Origin of the sequence: Streptomyces sp. A1277, from assembly GCF_004795015.1 — a bacterium.
In the GTDB taxonomy this organism is placed as follows: Bacteria; Actinomycetota; Actinomycetes; order Streptomycetales; family Streptomycetaceae; genus Streptomyces.
The window spans coordinates 52,377-67,832 of sequence record NZ_SSBI01000002.1 but is presented as its reverse complement, the minus strand read 5'-3'; the positions used below and the strand labels follow the sequence as shown (position 1 = coordinate 67,832).

Below are 15,456 nucleotides of genomic sequence, written 5' to 3'. Positions count from 1 at the left end.
GCTCAGGAGGCGGCGTCGGACGGGCGCAGGCGGCGCAGGGGCTGTTCGAGTTCGCGCTGGTAGAAGTCGATGAACCCGTCGGGGTCGGGGCCGGCGTTCTGCAGCACCAGCCGGTCGAACCCGGCGTCGACGTACCGCTGGACCGCTGCCACGTATCGCTTCGGGTCGGGGCCGCAGGCGAACTTCTCCAAAATGTCCTCCTCGCGCACGGTGGCGGTGGCCGCATCGAAGTTGACCGGGTTGGGAAGTTCACTCATCACCTTCCACCCGGTCAGCGCCCACCGCGACGTCCTCAACACCTCGCGCGCGGCCGTCCGCTCGTCCGGTGCCCACGCCATGGGCACCTCCGCGTACCCGGGCCCTGAACCACCGGCGCCCCGGTAGTGCCGGACGATCGAGGCTTTGTCCTCCGTGGCGAACAGACCGTCGCCGAGTTCCGCGGCGATCCGTGCCGAGCGGGGGCCGCTCGCGGCGACGGCAATGAGCGGAGATTCCTCGGGCAGATCGAACACCCGGGCATCCGCCAGCCGCAGGTGCTTGCCCTCGTACGAGCGGTAGCCGCCACGCCACAGCAGACGGATGATCTCCAGCGCTTCACGGAGCATCTCGTGCCGCTCGCGCACAGTGTCGGGGAAGCCGCGCCCCACGACGTGCTCGTTGAGTCTTTCGCCGGAGCCGACGCCCAGGACGAAACGGCCGTCGGAGACCAGGGCAAGGGTCGCCGCGGCCTGCGCGATGATCGCCGGATGGTAACGGATGGTCGGACACGTCACTCCGGTCACCAGCGCGACGCGTTCCGTCTTGGCGGCGATCGCACCCAGCACCGTCCAGGTGAAGGAGGAGTGCCCTTGGACGTCGAGCCACGGGTGGTAGTGGTCGCTCATCTCGACGAAGTCGAAACCCGCCGCCTCCGCACGGATTGCCTGTCGGACCAGCTCTTGCGGACCGAAGGCCTCCGAGGCCAGCTTGTAGCCAATCTTCATACGCCGACCCTGTCACCCGGCCGACCGGAGCTGGGCGAACACCACCGGGGCGGTCTTCCACCTCCATCCGAATGGCCGTTCAGCCGGCACCGGCCGACGGACAGCAACACGGCCGCCACAGGGCGCACAGCGCCGAGCCGGTCGCCGGGACAGTCACCTGCGAGGAGAGCGGCATCGAGAAGGGCGTCGGCACCCGGTCGCTTCTCGGGTGCGGTGCGGTGCGCCGTGCGCGGCTGAGGCGCGAGGTGCGGCAGTGGCCCGGCCGGGCAGGAAGAAGCGGTCGTTGTCGAGTCTGCAGCGTCATCCGCTCCGAGGTGTGCCCCTGGTCGGGCTCGGTGTACCGCAGCACCCCCTGGCAGTTCTGCACACCTGCGGAGACCAGGTGGTGGATCGCCCGGCGCAGCAGTACCAACCGGCGGTCCGTGTCAGCCTCTGCTCCGGCCGGGCGACCCGGGCCCCGCTCTTCCTGCACCCCGAGCTCGCGCACTCGCTGGTCCGCGCGGCGCAGCGGGCAACCGGCTTCGCCCTGCGAGGCGCCGCCCGCCATGCATGCGGCAGCGCAGGTCACGCGGTGACGTTGGCACTGTCGCCGCCGGTGGCCGCGAAGCTGGTGCCGCTGACCATCCGCGCTTCCTCCGAGGCGAGGAACACCACCAGCGGGGCCACGTCCTCCGGCTCGACCCACGGCACGCCGAGAGGAAGCTTCCGCCGCTGCGCGTCCGCCGCGGTCCGCCCGTCCTTCTCGACATCCCCGGTGGGCTCGTTGCCACCGGTGCGGATGATCTGCGCGTACCGGCCCTCGTGCCGGGTCAGCTTCGTGTCGATCAGCCCAGGGATCACGGCGTTGACCGTGATCCCGTACCGCCCGAGATCCACAGCAGCCGACTTCATCAGCCCGATCAGCCCCCACTTCGACGCCGAGTAGCCGGCGCCGTCGAGGGTGCCGTGCTGGCCCTGTGTGGAAGAGGTCAAGATGATCCGCCCACCACCGCGCTCGACCAGCAGCGGCGCGGCGATCCGGAGCACGTTGGCGGTGCCGGTGAGGTTGATGTCGATCTGGTCGTGCCACAGCTCGTCGCTCATCTCCAGCAGCGAGGCGAAGCCCTGCACGCCCGCATTCGCGAACACGACGTCGACGCCGCCGAAGCGGTCAGCGACCTCAGCGAACCCGTCGCGGACGGCCGCTTTGTCCCGCTGGTCGAAAACGACCGGAAGCCACTCGGCACCCGCCTCCTCCACGAGCCTCCCGGTCTCAGCGAGATCTTCGACGGTTGCGGGCTCGTACTCCATCGCCGAACTCGCGAGCGCTGCGATATCGGCCCCAGCCACCCGGTACCCGGCCCTGGCGAACGCAACAGCGGTGGCGCGCCCAATCCCCCGCGCCGCGCCCGTCACAACCACAACTCGACTGACGCTCACAGATCTCTCCTTCGCTTCTCGGTCGGTACCGTGATCCGGGATCCTCCGTCCAGCTTGACGGCTCGTGCAGGCATGCGCCCGTCACCGCCGCATTAGACGGCATCCGCCCCTGGTCCTACGTACGCGCCCCGCTACGCCACCCACTCCACGCGAAGGGCACGCAGACCGGAACGCCTCGGAGGACCAGGAACACGAGGTTGCGCCAAGGGGTTGCGCCGGTCTTGGAGGACCATAACCACAGTGGTGCAGCGTCCTGTTCCTTCGACGGATGCACCAGATCCCGCATTTGGGGCAGTTAGCACCGGGCACCGTGCTTCTGGCCTCTGTGTGTACCGCCTCGTCGTTCACGGCGACGGACAGCACCGTCACGTCGGCGATCGACGGGAACAGCAGCTCCTCCAGACGGAGGACCATTCTTCCACGGCCGAACTGTCAGCTACACCGCCCCCGGTACCGGCCGGTTCAGGCAACTTCCCCAGGGCCCGCTCGCCTCAAGCCCGTCACTCAGCGTGCACGCTCCACGGGAAGTGAGCCAGAACCACTACTCGTGGACAAAGCCAATAGGTAGAGACACGGCCTGGGCCATGTTGTGGAAGCGGTGCACGATGGGGTCGACCGCGTACCAATCGAAAGAAGCCTCGTGGTTGACCCTGTGCTCAAGCGCGGCCTGCGCCGTCTCCGCTCTGTTAAGTCGCAGCAGCCGTCCGATGCGTGCCCCGCCGAGTTCGCTGACTGGCGGGAGAGGATCGCTGAGACCTTGGACGCGTTGACCCCCGTGCTGGTCTTCGAGGAGGACAGGGCCAAGGCCAGAGCGGAGGCAGCAGGAGCACGGGAACAGGCCGCAGACGTTCGACGCCGGGCTGGGATCAGGGCTGGCGAGCGCTGATACTGCGGGCGGTCATCCAGATGGTGAGGTCGCGGGCGATGTCGTCCATGCTGGTCGAGGTGGTGACCTCGTGCTTGTTGCGGATGGTGTCACGGCGAACGATCTCGTAGCCCTTCGTCCAGGACACTCAGTGAGGCGAACCAGACAGTGCCGTCCTCGTCCGGCGGGACGACCACAAGGGTGTTGTCGGAGTTGTTGGGGTCGCTGACCAGCATGAACAGCGCGTCCTCGGATAGGCCGTCGATGCGGTCTCCCTCCTCACTCAGCTGCGTACCCGCCTGGACCTTCTGGCCGTCGGGCGCGCCCCCTCACGGCCCTCCGCATCGTCGCTGCGCTCGAATACCCCATCGCCGAGGCCGCCGAAATCGCCGCCCGTGCGCCTGCGCCGACGACCGTCCCTGGACGCCAGCACCATCGCCACCGCACTCGGCCTCACCGAAAACCGACGCCCGCACCCGCTTCCGCCGCTACTGGCCGAGGAGGCGTTCAACCTGCTCGTGCCGCACGTCGACGGCTGGGTACTCGCCACCGCCCTGGCCGACGTCGCCTCCGGTGCCGGCCACGACGAGGAGGCCGCGGTGCTGCTCGTCGGCCGCATCCGGGTCGACCACTGTTGCGACGGCCCGTGGTGCTGTCGCGGTCTCGGTCCCGATACGGTGCTCGGCCTGATCGCGACGATCCGCGAGCGCCAGGGCCACATCGATGAGGCCATCGCCCTGCTCCGCCGCCGCCAGATCACCTCGGTCAACAGCTGCGACCAACTCGCCGACCTGCTGGCCCGGCACGACCGGATCGAGGAACTGCGCGCCTACGCTGCGGCGATCGACGGTAACGAAAACGCCGTTCGCCGGCTGTCGGAGCTGCTGGAGGAGGATGGCGACGTGAAGGGCGCTATCGCCGTATACGGGCAGGCCGACGGCTCCGCAGCCTGGACCCGAACGCGGCGTACGAGCTCACGAGACTCCTGGCCCGACACGGACGGGGCGGGGAAGCGATCGCCGTGATGCGTGCCCAGGCCGACGCCCACCACGGCGACGACCGGATTTTTCACGCCTTCTCCGATCTGTGCCTCGACCAGGGGCGCCCGGCCGACGCCCTGGCCCACCTCGACGCCCTCGACGCCCAGCGCGGAGGGCGAGCGAGAGTGGGAGCTGTACTGGATGCGGTTGCCGCTGATTGCCGCCGCAGTGGGGCCGACGAGGCGGTTGAACGGGCCCGAGCCCACCCCGAAGGCAACACCTGGTATGCGGCGGAGCACATTGCACACCTCCTCGCCGGCGCCGGACGCACCGAGGAAGCCGTTACTCTCCTCCAGCAGCACGACCACAGGAACAGCCATGACCTCGCCGGCTACCTCATCGACCTCGGCCGCGTTGAGGTGGCCCTGGCGATCCTCCTCCACGCAAACCCCCGCCACCGCTCGTGCCGACGACACACTTGTGGTCCGACGAGCCACCCTTCTGAAGTCCTGACCGGATACGGGCGATGACGGCCCATCACCCGATTGTTGGCGGGACAGCCTTGCAGTTGACGGCGGCCAGTGCTGGGGGCCGCCGTCCCGGGTGGACATACGGGCTTCGTATCGGCGGCGCCGCAATCTCCCCCAGCCCGTCGGGAACGAGTTCGTACTCAAGATCGATATGAGCATTCACCGGTCGCTACGTAGAAGCTGTGCCGACATGTGAAGCGGCCCCTGGGGCCGAGCCGGTGAGGGCGTGTGCACGCGATGTGCCAGAAGTCGCGCGCAAACCGACACCGCACCGAATGCTCTCCGACCTGATGGCCGCGGTACATCGGGGGTACACGGCCCGGCATGGCACCGAAGACCGAACGCATCCAGTTCCTGCGGGCCGCACGGCAGCTCCACCGCGCCCGCTCCTTCTACGCTGTGGGCGCTCTGCTGTGGGCGGGGTCCGCCGCCTGGACCAGCTGGCAGGCACCGGGAAGCCGTCAGATGTGGGTTTCCGCCCTCCTCCTGGCCGTCTTCATCGGTCTCCTCGCCACCGCCGCGCTGTCCTTGCGGCGTCTCACGGCCCACACCACGCGCCCGCCCGTACATCACGCCGCTCCGCGCAAGGCGGCGAACACCCGCCATGCCCACGCCTGAGGCCCCCGCCGGGGAAGGCCAGGCCGCTGGCGGGTGGGGCGCGCGGCTTCGGAGGCGAAGCCCATGTCTGCGGCGGCGAGGGCCGGGTACACGGGCTTCACTTCCTACGAAAGAGGTTCATCATGCTCGGCATAGTCGCGGCGGTACTGTTCTTCATTTCGTTTTTGATCAATGCCGCAGACCTCAGCACCAACGACGTGTTCTCTTCGACGAACGTGATGCTGCTGGGGCTGACCGCTCTGGCCCTGCACGTGGCCGGAATAGGCAGCGGCTGGGCCCGCAGCAGGCGCTGAGCCCCCGCGCCGGGCCGACTCGTACCTCGCGCGTGCCCGCTTGTCATCCGTCGGAGCCGCCTTGTCCGGCAAGCACAGCACAAGTCTCGTCGCAACCGGCGGCTTCACCAGCACAGTGGAGGCCCTGGGCCACCTCACCCTCAAGTGGCCTGGAGGCAGCCTCCTACGAACTACAACGAGCTCACCGAGATGGGCGCCACCGCACGCGGCGCGGGTTCCAGCCGCGCCGCACGCTCCAGTTGGAACGGGACGCGGCACAGCTGGCGGCGGTCCGCATCGCCAGTGGCAGGTGCCCGCAGAGCGCCGACACCGAGTCGGCGGCGTCCGGATCGTCGTCGGCCCGGCCGTCGTCGACCATGACACGCAACAAGGCGGTGGACTCCCCTCCGCTGCACATCCCGAGCTCCACGTGCCGCACATCGGCCGGTCCGGCCAGGTGACGACGGCTGGCCGCCACGATCAGCCTTCGCCTCTCCACTGGAAGCAACAGCCTGATCTGCGTTTCGTCGCACGCATCGTCCAGGATCACTACTCAGCGTCGGCGTGCCACGGTGGCGTGGCAGAGGGCCAGCCGTTCGTCGCTGTCCAGCCAGTACGTCCGGGTTTCTTCGACGCCTCAGGCATCCAGCAGGCGCGTCACCGAGTCCTCAACGGCCAGCGGCCGGTCCTCGAGGGGCCGCGCATCTCAAGGAAGGAGGCGCCGTCCGGAAAGGGCCCAAGGCACTTCTCGACCCACTGGACCGCCGGCGCCGTCTTGCTGCACCCCAGTACCCCGGTGCATCCGGTGGCCATGACCACCGGGTGCACCGGAGGCGTGCCTCCGCTCTACTGCCGGGACTTGTGCATGCCCCCGGTTCGCCGCACAACGAGAGCCCGGAGCCGGGCGGGCTCGAGCGCGCGCCACGAAATCCGGCACGTCTCGCGGCAGCATGGCCGGACGTGTCGCCATCAGCGCAGGCCCGGCGGTGGCAGGGCGGTCCGCCCGTGCGGCGTGCAACATACTCATCCGACTCGTTCTCCCCCAACCAAAGCCCAATGCGCGAGTGCCGTGACCGTCCCGCTGCGGCCGGTTCGCCTCCGGCTTCCGGACCGGACGCCGCCATAGCGACGACCACGCCTGACCGCCCCCTTTTTTTGTCTCGCTCATCGAGTTCGAGCCTGGGGGCATCGTGGCAACCCCGAGTCCGGGTCACCCACCACCACATCAACCGGCCGCCGACTCCCCGGTCAGGCTGCCGGGGCGGTCAGGACGGTCTTAGCCGCTAGCCGGAGATTCCTGATCATCGGATTCGGGTCGCCCTTGCGGCTGACCAGGACGACCCGGCTGGGAGGAGCGCCCTCGATCGGGACGGTGACGAGGTTGGGACGCAGTGAGCTACGCCGATCGCCGACCGGTAGCACGGCGATCGCCCTGCCACTCGCGACGAGTTCGAGCTTGTCCTCGTAGCTCTCGATCGGCGGCACACCGGCCCCGAGGATCCGGTAGGACGTCCAGTCCGCGGTCTCGAACGCGCACGGAGCCGCTTCCTCGCCGGCCAGTTCTTCTGCGGTCACCGACGCGCGGTCCGCCAGGGGATGGCCGCGCGGGACAACGAGCATCCGGGGCTCCTCATACAGCGGCGTGGTGGACACATCGTCGGTGGCGAGCGGCAGCGGGGCCCGCGCGATCAGGGCGTCGACGCGCTTGTCGGACAGGGCCCTGACGTTGTGGCAGCTCAGATGCTGGGTGGTGATCTCGGCGTCGGGGTAACGGCGGCGCAGCTCCTGTACGGCGTCGGTGATCACCAGGTCTTCGACGTAGCCGATGGCGATTCGTTCGGCCTGGGCTTGTTCACGCACGGCCTGCTGGGCCTGGCGGGCGACCTGCAGCAGAGCTTGGGCCTGGGGGAGGAACGTCTGTCCTGCCGACGTGAGCCGGGTGCCCTGGGGTGTGCGGTCCAGCAGGCGTGCGCCGAGATGATTCTCAAGCCGTTGGATCTGGCGGCTCAGCGCCGGCTGGGCCACGTGCAAGTCGGCGGCGGCCCGGCCGAAGTGCTGGTGCTCCGCCACCACGGTGAAGTAGCGCACCAGCCGCAGTTCCAGGTCCTGTCCGAGGTCGTTCACTTTTCCAGCGTACGCCGTCATGCCGTTTCGGAATGATCGGGTTTCCGAACCGGTCTTGGACGGCCATGCCCTCCTGGGCCTTGACTGAGGGAGCAACGTTTCCCCGGGAAAGCGACAGGTGCGATGAAGGCGATCCAGTTCCACGAAGCAGGCGGGCCGGAAGTTCTGCAGTACGACGAGGTGCCGGCTCCCGAGATCGGCCCGGGCGAGGTGCTCGTCCGGGTCCACGCGGCGGGCATCAACCCGCCGGACTGGTACCTGCGTGAGGGGATGAAGGTCATGCCGGCCGAGATGAGGCCGGCGCTGGAGTTCCCCCTGATCCCCGGAACGGACATGTCGGGCGTGGTCCAGGCGGTCGCCCCGGACGTGTCGGGGTTCGCAGTCGGTGACGAGGTCTTCGGCATGCTGCGGTTCCCCGGATTCGACGGCCGGACGTACGCCGAGTACGTGGCCGCGCCGGCTTCGGACCTGGCGCACAAGCCGGCCGTGATTGACCACGTGCAGGCGGCTGGGGCGCCGATGGCCGTGCTCACGGCCTGGCAGTACCTGGTTGATCTCGGCCACGACGTGCCGTCTCCTTTCACCGGCCAGGTGCACCAGCCGGTGCCGATCACGCCAGGAATGACCGTGCTGGTCAATGGCGCCGCGGGTGGAGTGGGACACTTCGCGGTGCAGCTGGCGAAATGGAAGGGTGCACACGTCATCGCGGTAGCCTCGGGCCGGCACGAGCAGTTCCTGCGCAAGCTAGGCGCCGATGAGTTCATCGACTACACCACGACGCAAGCCACAGATGTGGTCAGCGGCGTCGACCTGGTTATCGACACCGTCGGTGGCCCGGACAGCTCACGCTTCCTGACCGTGCTCAAGCGCGGCGGCACCATGCTTCCGGTGTTCTTCGCCCAGTACGACCCGGAAGAGACGGCGCGTCTGGGCATCACAGTCTCGAACATTCAGGTGCGTTCCAACGGCCCCCAGCTCGCCGAGATCGGGCGCCTGTTCGGCGAGGGCAAGCTGCAGGTCGGGGTGGACAGCACCTACCCGCTGCCCGAGGCGGGCAGCGCACACACGCGAGCCACGCAGGGCCACCTCCAAGGCAAGCTCGTGCTGACGGTGGTCTCGTGATCGCCGAACTCCAGCAGGCGGTGGCGAACTACGCCCACGCCCTGGACGAGCTCAATGTGTCCGAGCTGGAAGCGATCCTGACCAAGACACCACCTGGATCTTCACGATGCCCGGACAGAGAGTGCTCGGTCCGGTCGCCGGACGCGCGGCGGTGCTCGACTTCATCCGTGACGGGCACACAACCCGGACCGGAAGGGTGCGTCACCGTCTACCTTCGCCCGGCCAACCCCGCCGCCCACACCGACATGTCGTTCAGCTGGTCGGTTCACGCGCTGGTCGTATGACTCCACCAGCAGGCGGCCGGTAGGCGGACCCTGCTGGCCCCGCTCCGCGAGGGCGCCGGAATGGTGGGCGTCCGAAGGCGTATGAGGTGCCTTCGGACGCCCACCCCGAATCTGCCGGATCACCCTGGTGGCACGGGGCGGCCCATCGCCGCTCCCTGACGGACCGATCAAGCACCGCGTCCGACCGCCGCCCACCCCAGTCGGGGGTTGTTGCAGTGGAGTGGGCGGCCTGGGGGTCCGATGGCCGGTTGGCCGACCGCGGTGGTCGCTCTCCCCGGTTGCGGGGTGGGGCCCCGGCCGCCGTGACTTCAGCCCTCACTGATGTCAGTAGGTAGTGATGTGAGAGTGTCGGTGGATGCTGACTTCAGTTGATGCTCATGTGGTCCGGGCGCTGGGAGATCCGCTCCGCCTGAAGATCGTGACCTTGCTGGCGCGCGAGACGCTGTGCACGACGCACCTGGTCGAGGAGACGGGAGCCAGGCAGACCAACCTGTCCAACCATTTGAAGGTGCTGCGCGAGGCCGGGGTCGTGGATACCGAGCCGTGCGGCCGCTTCACCTACTACAAGCTGCGCTCGGAGGTCCTGGCCGGCCTGTCCGAGCAGTTCGCCGCGCTGGCCGACTCGGCCCGAACCGCCGGCGAGAACAAGAGGGCCTGCCCGTGACTTCCACCGAATCCACCACTACCCGGGCCCTTCAGGCCGGCGGTGACAACTCGATCGTCAAGAGGCTCTCCACCCTCGATCGCTATCTTGCGGTGTGGATCCTGCTGGCGATGGCCGTAGGTCTGGCGTTGGGCCGCCTCGTTCCGGGGATGAACGGCGCGCTCGCGAAGATCGAGATCGGCGGGATCTCCCTGCCGATCGCACTCGGCCTGCTGGTCATGATGTATCCGGTCCTGGCCAAGGTCCGCTACGACCGGCTCGGCCGCGTGGCCGGCGACCGCAAACTGATGGTGTCCTCGCTGGTCATCAACTGGGTCGTCGGCCCCGCAGTGATGTTCGCTCTGGCCTGGATCTTCCTGCCGGACCTGCCTGAGTACCGCAGCGGCCTGATCATCGTGGGCCTCGCCCGCTGCATCGCCATGGTCATCATCTGGAACGACCTCGCCTGCGGCGATCGCGAGGCCGCAGCCGTCCTCGTCGCCCTCAACTCCATGTTCCAGGTCATCGCCTTCGGCCTGCTGGGCTGGTTCTACCTGGACCTGCTGCCGCGCTGGATGAACCTCGGCGACGGCCAGGGCCTGGACGTGTCCGTGTGGCACATCGCGCTGAACGTAGTCATTTTCCTCGGTATCCCACTGTTGGCCGGATTCCTGACCCGCCGCATCGGCGAGCGGACGATGGGCCGTGGGAACTACGAAGCGAAGTTCCTGCCGAAGATCGGCCCCTGGGCGCTGTACGGGCTGCTCTTCACGATCGTCATCCTCTTCGCCCTGCAGGGGAAGACGATCACCTCGCAGCCTCTGGACGTCGTACGGATCGCGCTGCCGCTGCTGGTGTACTTCGCGGTCATGTTCTTCGGGGCCTTCCTCCTCGGAAAGGGCCTGGGCCTCGCGTACGACCGCACTACGACCCTCGCGTTCACAGCGGCGGGCAACAACTTCGAGCTGGCCATCGCCGTCGCCGTCGCGACGTTCGGCGTCACCTCCGGGCAGGCGCTCTCGGGTGTTGTCGGGCCGCTGATCGAGGTGCCGGTCCTGATCGGCCTCGTGTACGTCGCGCTCGCCTGGCGCAAGAGGTTCGAGCCCGGGGCGGTGGAGACTCCCGGCAGGGACCACTGAAGGGAGGGGATTTGCCGCGTCGGCCGGCCCCAGGCATTCGCCCGCGCCCTGGGACCGGCCGGGCGACAGCCCCTGCGTGGCATAAACCAGCAGATCAGTTGATCCGTGCGGGAAGCGCGCATCCAACATGAACGCTGCACCAGCGGGCTCCCGTGCCCGGACTGCGGCGCTTCGTTGATGACGACCACCCCACGGAACTCACCCTCATCGTCGACACCCCGGCCGGGCCGCATGTGCGCCGTATACCTCCGGATCCCTCCGGCGCTTCCGCTGCCGCCCGGTGTAGAGCCGGGTGTCGCAGCGGAGCTGGCCATTCACCGGGCAGCGTCGTCCACATGGGGCTGCCGGACTTCGACTCCGGGCCCACCTACGCGGTCAAGGGGCCCGGCCGACGCGAGCAGGCAGCCCGGCTTCTCCTGTCCGGAGGCCACGGCGCGGACCTGCGGAGCAAGCGCCGCACGGTGCGGCCCAAGGACGACGTCGGCGAGCGTTCACGGCTCCAGAGGAATGCGGCCAAAGCCCTCACGGCCGGCAGGTGTTCTACCGTGCCGACGGCGCAGCCATGGCTGAGCGGCTCTCGGCGCTCCAGGCGTACGTAGCGGTCTGCTGCCCGCCCGGCGCCGCCTGCTGCAGCCGGGCGGCCCGGCCCGAGCTCAGCTGTCGACGGAAGTCGCGCGGAGGTCGAGCATGGCGGACATGGCAGCCACGACGGAGGGTGCGACCTGGTAGTAGACCCAGGTCCCGCGCCGCTCCGAGGTCAGGAGCCCGGCCTCGCGGAGCTTCTTCAGGTGGTGGGAGACGGTCGGCTGGGAGACGCCGACGTCCTGGATGTCGCACACGCACGCCTCTCCTCCCGGATGCGAGGCGATCTTGGAGAACAGGCGCAGCCGCACCGGGTCGGAGAGCGCCTTGAACATCGCGGCCATCCGTTCCGCGTCCGGCACGGACAGCTCCCCGGCGGTTATGGGCGGGCAGCACGGCGCGACCGCTTCCGGGTTCAGGACCGGCAGCTCAACGACCTCAGACTTCGGCATCTGTCTATATTGACAGTCCTCGATACTGATGGCAAGGTCCGGACATAGACAGCAATCGAAACAGCGGCCCGGACCTGCCGCCTCTTCCTGGAGGGCATCACCGCCATGACCACCACCACCGAGGGCCTGCCGGTCGTCGTGATCGGCGCGGGCCCGGCCGGGCTCGCCGCCGCCGCCCACCTCGCCGAGCGCGGCCTCGTCCCGCTCGTCCTGGAAGCCGGGCCCCTCGCCGCCGGCGCCGTCCGGGAATGGGCGCACGTGCGCCTGTTCTCCACCTGGGATGAGCTCGTCGACCCGGCCGCCGAAAAGCTGCTGGCCCCCACCGGCTGGACCCGGCCCGACCCGGCGACCTACCCCTCGGGCGGGGACTGGGCCGAGCAGTACCTTCAGCCGCTCGCCGATGTGCTCGGCGACCGAGTCCGCCTCGGCGCCCGGGTCACCGGCGTCTCCCGCACCGGCCGCGACCGGATCGTGGACGCCGATCGCGACCAGCAGCCGTTCGTCGTGCACATCGCGCACGCCGGCGGCTGCGAGGAGCGGATCTTCGCCCGCTCCGTCATCGACGCCTCCGGCACCTGGACCACCCCGAGCCCGGCCGGAGCCTCCGGTCTGCCCGCCCTCGGCGAGAACGCGGCCGCCGACCGGATCACCTACAGGATCCCCGACCTCAAGGACCCGGCCGTGCGCGCCCGGTACGCAGGACGCCGCATCGCCGTGATCGGCTCCGGCGCCTCCGCCTTCACCGCCCTCGCCTACCTCGCCGACCTCGCCACGTCCGACGACGGCGCAGGCACGAAGGGCGTGTGGATCCTGCGCCGGGGCATCTCCGGCTCCACCTTCGGCGGCGGCGCCGCCGACCAACTCCCTGCGCGCGGCGCCCTGGGCCTGGCAGCCAAGGCCGCCGTCGACGAGGGCCACGCCGACGCGGTCACCGGATTCCGCACCGAAGCGATCGAACACGACACGGACGGTCGTCTCGTACTGGTCGGCGAGGACGGGCGCCGCCTGGACCCGGTCGACGAAGTCATCGTGCTGACCGGCTTCCGCCCCGACCTCAGTTTCCTCGACGAACTCCGCCTCGGCCTGGACGAACGCCTCCAGGCCCCGACCGAACTGGCCCCGCTGATCGACCCCAACCAGCACTCCTGCGGCACCGTCTACCCACACGGGCACCGCGAGCTCTCCCACCCGGAACCCGGGGTCTACCTGGTCGGCATGAAGTCCTACGGCCGTGCCCCGACCTTCCTCGCCATGACCGGCTACGAGCAGGTCCGCTCCGTCGCCGCCGCCATCGCCGGCGACCTCGAAGCCGCCGACCGCGTCGAACTCACCCTCCCCGAAACCGGGGTCTGCGGCGGTGCCGGGCTCTTTGACGGCCCCGCCGCCGCCCCGTCCGACGCCGGAGGCTGCTGCGCGACGCCGCAACCCGCCCTGGTTCAGCTCGGTGTCGGCGCACCGGCCGCTCCCGTAGCCGCGGACGAAGCACCGGCGGGCGGTTGCTGCGGCTAGAGACCGACCTCAAGGTCCCTGAGCGCGGGGCCGTGACCGGGAGGAGGACCCGGCCACGGCCCCGCTCCGCGCTGCCCGCGCTGTGCGTCACCCAGATCACCAACGCCACCGGCTGGCCCACCGGAGCGACCGTCGCGGCATTCTCCGCCGTCGCCGGCATTCGCGTCGGTCGGATCATCGACCGCCACGACCCGCGCACCTTCGAACATTCGACGCCCGTCAAGTGCACCGCCCCGCCAGAACAACTCCGTAGCAGCACCTACCACCGCTCTCCGCTGGGCGACCAGCAGGCGGGCGCCAAGTCCAACGATCACTGCGCTGGAAACCAGGGAGGCGGACAAACGGCCGTGAGGGTCCGTCAGCACGCGGCCGAGCAGGGCTCCGCCGACGGCGAGCCGCGCTCACGCACGGTGCAGAGCCGACCTCTGCGGACAACTCGGCTGCTGCCTCCGCTCCGCACCAGCAGAGGAGGACACCGGCAGCATGGAAACAGTGGTCGTGGTCATGGGCGGATCCTCGGAGGTGCGCGCCCGGTTAGGCACTGTCCGGCGGATCACGGGCGGAGCCATGAGCGGACCGCCGTGACCGTTACGGTGCCATGAAAGACGTAGGCCCTCTTGACGTAGCGGGTTGCGGCGGCTGGAGAGTTCTTGAGCCGGTCGACCGGCCGCCTCCGCCTGGACGGCACGCAGGATCCGGCCCCACGTGCTATCCGCCGACCAGCGCTGGTGTCGCCCATAGACGGTCTCCCAGCTGCCGAAACGCTCAGGTAATTCCCGCCACGAGGCCGCCGTCCATGCGGAAGTGCTCAGAGAACCTTTGGCCACGGGTATTCTCTGGCGATGTCTAATCAGTCAGTGGCGGCGGGAGTCAGTCTCGCTGGTGTGATGGCGCACTGCGGCGGAAGCCCGGTGGGCGCCGTGCAGCTTTTGGTGGGGGCGATAGCCTCGGCACCAGCGGCTCCGGAGCCCTATGATGCCCTCGCCGAGTTGTGGCAGGACCTACGCTCGGAACTGAAGGAGGGCCTCGAAGGGGACGGCTCCTTGAGCGCTGTGCTGGCGCAGGCGTACTTCTTGTTCCTCGAAGGGGACATGGACGACGCGGTGATGGCCCTTGGTTCGGTAACGGGTGTGCGGCCCGACGTGGCCTGGGGCGCTGCACCCTGGTTCGGCGATGCGCGCTTTCTCGGCGCGGTGAGTGCTGCGGCGCTGGCCGAGGCGTGTCTGCGGACGTTGGACTACGGCCACGATCTGGACACCGACGAGATGCGGAAGCGGTTCGAGCCCTGGTTCCTTGCCCTCGACGTGGTGTCCGAACGGGATCCCGTGCCGGAGTCGCTGGCCGCCATGGCCCGGCTGCCCCGGGCCTGTGGCCAGTACGAACTGTCCTTCGTGCTGTGCGACCGCGCTGATGCCGTCGATCGGGTCATGTGGACGGCAGTCGCACGAGCGGCCACCTGGCGTGTGCTGGGCGACCTGGATCAGGCTGCTGCGTCCTTCGAATGCGCCCTGCTCCTAGACCCCTCCAACTGGTCCCTCTACCTGGATCTAGCGGACGTGCGTGCCGAGCAGGGCGACTTCGCCGCAGCCGCCGGCCTCGTTGAACAGGGCCTGGAATACGAACCTCACGAAGTCACTCTGCGCGCGGCGAACGCCGCCTACCGCACACGCCTTGCCGGCTCGCCCGACGACCTGAGGGCCCTGATCACCCTGGCGCCAAAGATCGCGAACGCCACCTACCGAAACCTGCTGATCGACTACGCATGCGCAGGGCCGAAGCTGCCCCGGACACTTGTTGCCGAGGCCCACCGTATCCGTAAGAACTGAAAGGGCTGTCGCGCCAACCGGTGCCAGTCAGGATGGCCTTCCGGTTCCTAGCTCAATACCAGTGACTTAAGGGTTTTGGCTGGTAGGGTGCGGTTTCGGGAGGTGTCT

15 protein-coding genes and 4 pseudogenes are annotated in these 15,456 nt (G+C 69.0%); 11 read left to right on the top strand and 8 right to left on the bottom strand.

Annotated features, from left to right (window positions below):
- Window positions 1-2: 2 nt before the first annotated feature.
- From E6R18_RS01710 to E6R18_RS01690, 3 genes and pseudogenes are all read right to left on the bottom strand, one after another.
- Entirely contained in the window at window positions 3-983 is a 981-nt protein-coding gene (locus E6R18_RS01710) for a TIGR03557 family F420-dependent LLM class oxidoreductase (RefSeq protein ID WP_136315028.1), read from the bottom strand.
- 564 nt (window positions 984-1,547) lie between these two features.
- Entirely contained in the window at window positions 1,548-2,402 is an 855-nt protein-coding gene (locus tag E6R18_RS01700; protein WP_136315026.1) for an SDR family NAD(P)-dependent oxidoreductase, read from the bottom strand.
- An 866-nt stretch (window positions 2,403-3,268) separates the two neighbouring features.
- Window positions 3,269-3,554 (bottom strand): annotated as a pseudogene (locus E6R18_RS01690) (hypothetical protein).
- A gap of 108 nt (window positions 3,555-3,662) precedes the next feature.
- Here E6R18_RS01690 and E6R18_RS01685 point away from each other — a divergent pair.
- The 4 genes from E6R18_RS01685 (at window position 3,663) to E6R18_RS33930 (ending at window position 5,688) form a co-directional block, all read left to right on the top strand.
- Window positions 3,663-4,292, top strand: a complete 630-nt coding sequence (locus E6R18_RS01685) for a hypothetical protein (RefSeq protein ID WP_136315024.1) — start codon at window positions 3,663-3,665, stop codon at window positions 4,290-4,292.
- Window positions 4,289-4,777: a hypothetical protein gene (locus E6R18_RS01680; protein ID WP_136315023.1), complete on the top strand. Its 489-nt coding sequence runs from the start codon at window positions 4,289-4,291 to the stop codon at window positions 4,775-4,777. Before E6R18_RS01685 ends, E6R18_RS01680 begins: the two co-directional genes overlap by 4 nt.
- Before the next feature lie 324 nt (window positions 4,778-5,101).
- Window positions 5,102-5,395 (top strand): hypothetical protein, encoded by a 294-nt coding sequence (locus tag E6R18_RS01675; RefSeq protein WP_136315022.1) that lies wholly within the window; start codon window positions 5,102-5,104, stop codon window positions 5,393-5,395.
- 122 nt (window positions 5,396-5,517) lie between these two features.
- Window positions 5,518-5,688, top strand: coding sequence for a hypothetical protein (locus E6R18_RS33930; RefSeq protein WP_168712261.1), 171 nt, complete (start codon window positions 5,518-5,520; stop codon window positions 5,686-5,688).
- Between the two features lie 181 nt (window positions 5,689-5,869).
- Here the strand turns inward: E6R18_RS33930 and E6R18_RS01670 are convergent, their stop codons facing one another.
- Both E6R18_RS01670 and E6R18_RS01665 read right to left on the bottom strand, forming a co-directional pair.
- Window positions 5,870-6,166, bottom strand: coding sequence for a hypothetical protein (locus E6R18_RS01670; protein ID WP_136315021.1), 297 nt, complete (start codon window positions 6,164-6,166; stop codon window positions 5,870-5,872).
- A 749-nt stretch (window positions 6,167-6,915) separates the two neighbouring features.
- Window positions 6,916-7,791, bottom strand: a complete 876-nt coding sequence (locus E6R18_RS01665; RefSeq protein ID WP_136315020.1) for a LysR family transcriptional regulator — start codon at window positions 7,789-7,791, stop codon at window positions 6,916-6,918.
- Window positions 7,792-7,914: 123 nt separating this feature from the next.
- Here E6R18_RS01665 and E6R18_RS01660 point away from each other — a divergent pair, with 123 nt between their 5' ends.
- The 4 genes from E6R18_RS01660 (at window position 7,915) to arsB (ending at window position 10,979) form a co-directional block, all read left to right on the top strand.
- Window positions 7,915-8,913, top strand: a complete 999-nt coding sequence (locus E6R18_RS01660) for an NADP-dependent oxidoreductase (protein ID WP_136315019.1) — start codon at window positions 7,915-7,917, stop codon at window positions 8,911-8,913.
- Window positions 8,910-9,197, top strand: coding sequence for a hypothetical protein (locus E6R18_RS01655; protein ID WP_240799557.1), 288 nt, complete (start codon window positions 8,910-8,912; stop codon window positions 9,195-9,197). The genes E6R18_RS01660 and E6R18_RS01655 overlap by 4 nt, the downstream gene beginning before the upstream one ends.
- 355 nt (window positions 9,198-9,552) lie before the next feature.
- Window positions 9,553-9,861: a metalloregulator ArsR/SmtB family transcription factor gene (locus tag E6R18_RS01650; protein ID WP_136315018.1), complete on the top strand. Its 309-nt coding sequence runs from the start codon at window positions 9,553-9,555 to the stop codon at window positions 9,859-9,861.
- On the top strand, window positions 9,858-10,979 hold the full coding sequence (arsB, locus tag E6R18_RS01645; RefSeq protein ID WP_136315017.1) for an ACR3 family arsenite efflux transporter: 1,122 nt from the start codon (window positions 9,858-9,860) through the stop codon (window positions 10,977-10,979). The genes E6R18_RS01650 and arsB overlap by 4 nt, the downstream gene beginning before the upstream one ends.
- A gap of 653 nt (window positions 10,980-11,632) precedes the next feature.
- On the opposite strand, the gene E6R18_RS01640 is transcribed toward arsB, so the two are convergent.
- Window positions 11,633-12,013: a metalloregulator ArsR/SmtB family transcription factor gene (locus E6R18_RS01640; protein ID WP_136315016.1), complete on the bottom strand. Its 381-nt coding sequence runs from the start codon at window positions 12,011-12,013 to the stop codon at window positions 11,633-11,635.
- 105 nt (window positions 12,014-12,118) lie between these two features.
- On the opposite strand from E6R18_RS01640, the gene E6R18_RS01635 reads away from it, so the two are divergent.
- Together E6R18_RS01635 and E6R18_RS34610 are read left to right on the top strand one after the other, a co-directional pair.
- Complete coding sequence (locus E6R18_RS01635; RefSeq protein ID WP_136315015.1) at window positions 12,119-13,522, top strand: NAD(P)-binding domain-containing protein; 1,404 nt, start codon at window positions 12,119-12,121, stop codon at window positions 13,520-13,522.
- A pseudogene (locus tag E6R18_RS34610) lies at window positions 13,513-13,719 on the top strand (MFS transporter); the annotation flags it as partial. The gene E6R18_RS01635 and the pseudogene E6R18_RS34610, both read left to right, overlap by 10 nt.
- Window positions 13,720-14,075: 356 nt before the next feature.
- Here the strand turns inward: E6R18_RS34610 and E6R18_RS34605 are convergent.
- Both E6R18_RS34605 and E6R18_RS01625 read right to left on the bottom strand, forming a co-directional pair.
- A pseudogene (locus tag E6R18_RS34605) lies at window positions 14,076-14,192 on the bottom strand (IS5/IS1182 family transposase); the annotation flags it as partial.
- Window positions 14,191-14,304 (bottom strand): annotated as a pseudogene (locus E6R18_RS01625) (transposase); the annotation flags it as partial. The pseudogenes E6R18_RS34605 and E6R18_RS01625, both read right to left, overlap by 2 nt.
- Window positions 14,305-14,364: 60 nt before the next feature.
- Here E6R18_RS01625 and E6R18_RS01620 point away from each other — a divergent pair.
- Window positions 14,365-15,348, top strand: coding sequence for a tetratricopeptide repeat protein (locus E6R18_RS01620; RefSeq protein ID WP_240799556.1), 984 nt, complete (start codon window positions 14,365-14,367; stop codon window positions 15,346-15,348).
- Window positions 15,349-15,456: the final 108 nt, after the last annotated feature.

Excerpts from the sequence above, each read along its gene's own strand:
- E6R18_RS01620 (WP_240799556.1), top strand. The coding sequence starts at position 14,365 with ATGTCTAATCAGTCAGTGGCGGCGGGAGTCAGTCTCGCTGGTGTGATG.
- E6R18_RS01635 (WP_136315015.1), top strand. The coding sequence starts at position 12,119 with ATGACCACCACCACCGAGGGCCTGCCGGTCGTCGTGATCGGCGCGGGC.
- E6R18_RS01650 (WP_136315018.1), top strand. The coding sequence starts at position 9,553 with ATGCTGACTTCAGTTGATGCTCATGTGGTCCGGGCGCTGGGAGATCCG.
- E6R18_RS01660 (WP_136315019.1), top strand. The coding sequence starts at position 7,915 with ATGAAGGCGATCCAGTTCCACGAAGCAGGCGGGCCGGAAGTTCTGCAG.
- E6R18_RS01675 (WP_136315022.1), top strand. The coding sequence starts at position 5,102 with ATGGCACCGAAGACCGAACGCATCCAGTTCCTGCGGGCCGCACGGCAG.
- E6R18_RS01710 (WP_136315028.1), bottom strand. The coding sequence starts at position 983 with ATGAAGATTGGCTACAAGCTGGCCTCGGAGGCCTTCGGTCCGCAAGAG.
- E6R18_RS33930 (WP_168712261.1), top strand. The coding sequence starts at position 5,518 with ATGCTCGGCATAGTCGCGGCGGTACTGTTCTTCATTTCGTTTTTGATC.
- E6R18_RS01640 (WP_136315016.1), bottom strand. The coding sequence starts at position 12,013 with ATGCCGAAGTCTGAGGTCGTTGAGCTGCCGGTCCTGAACCCGGAAGCG.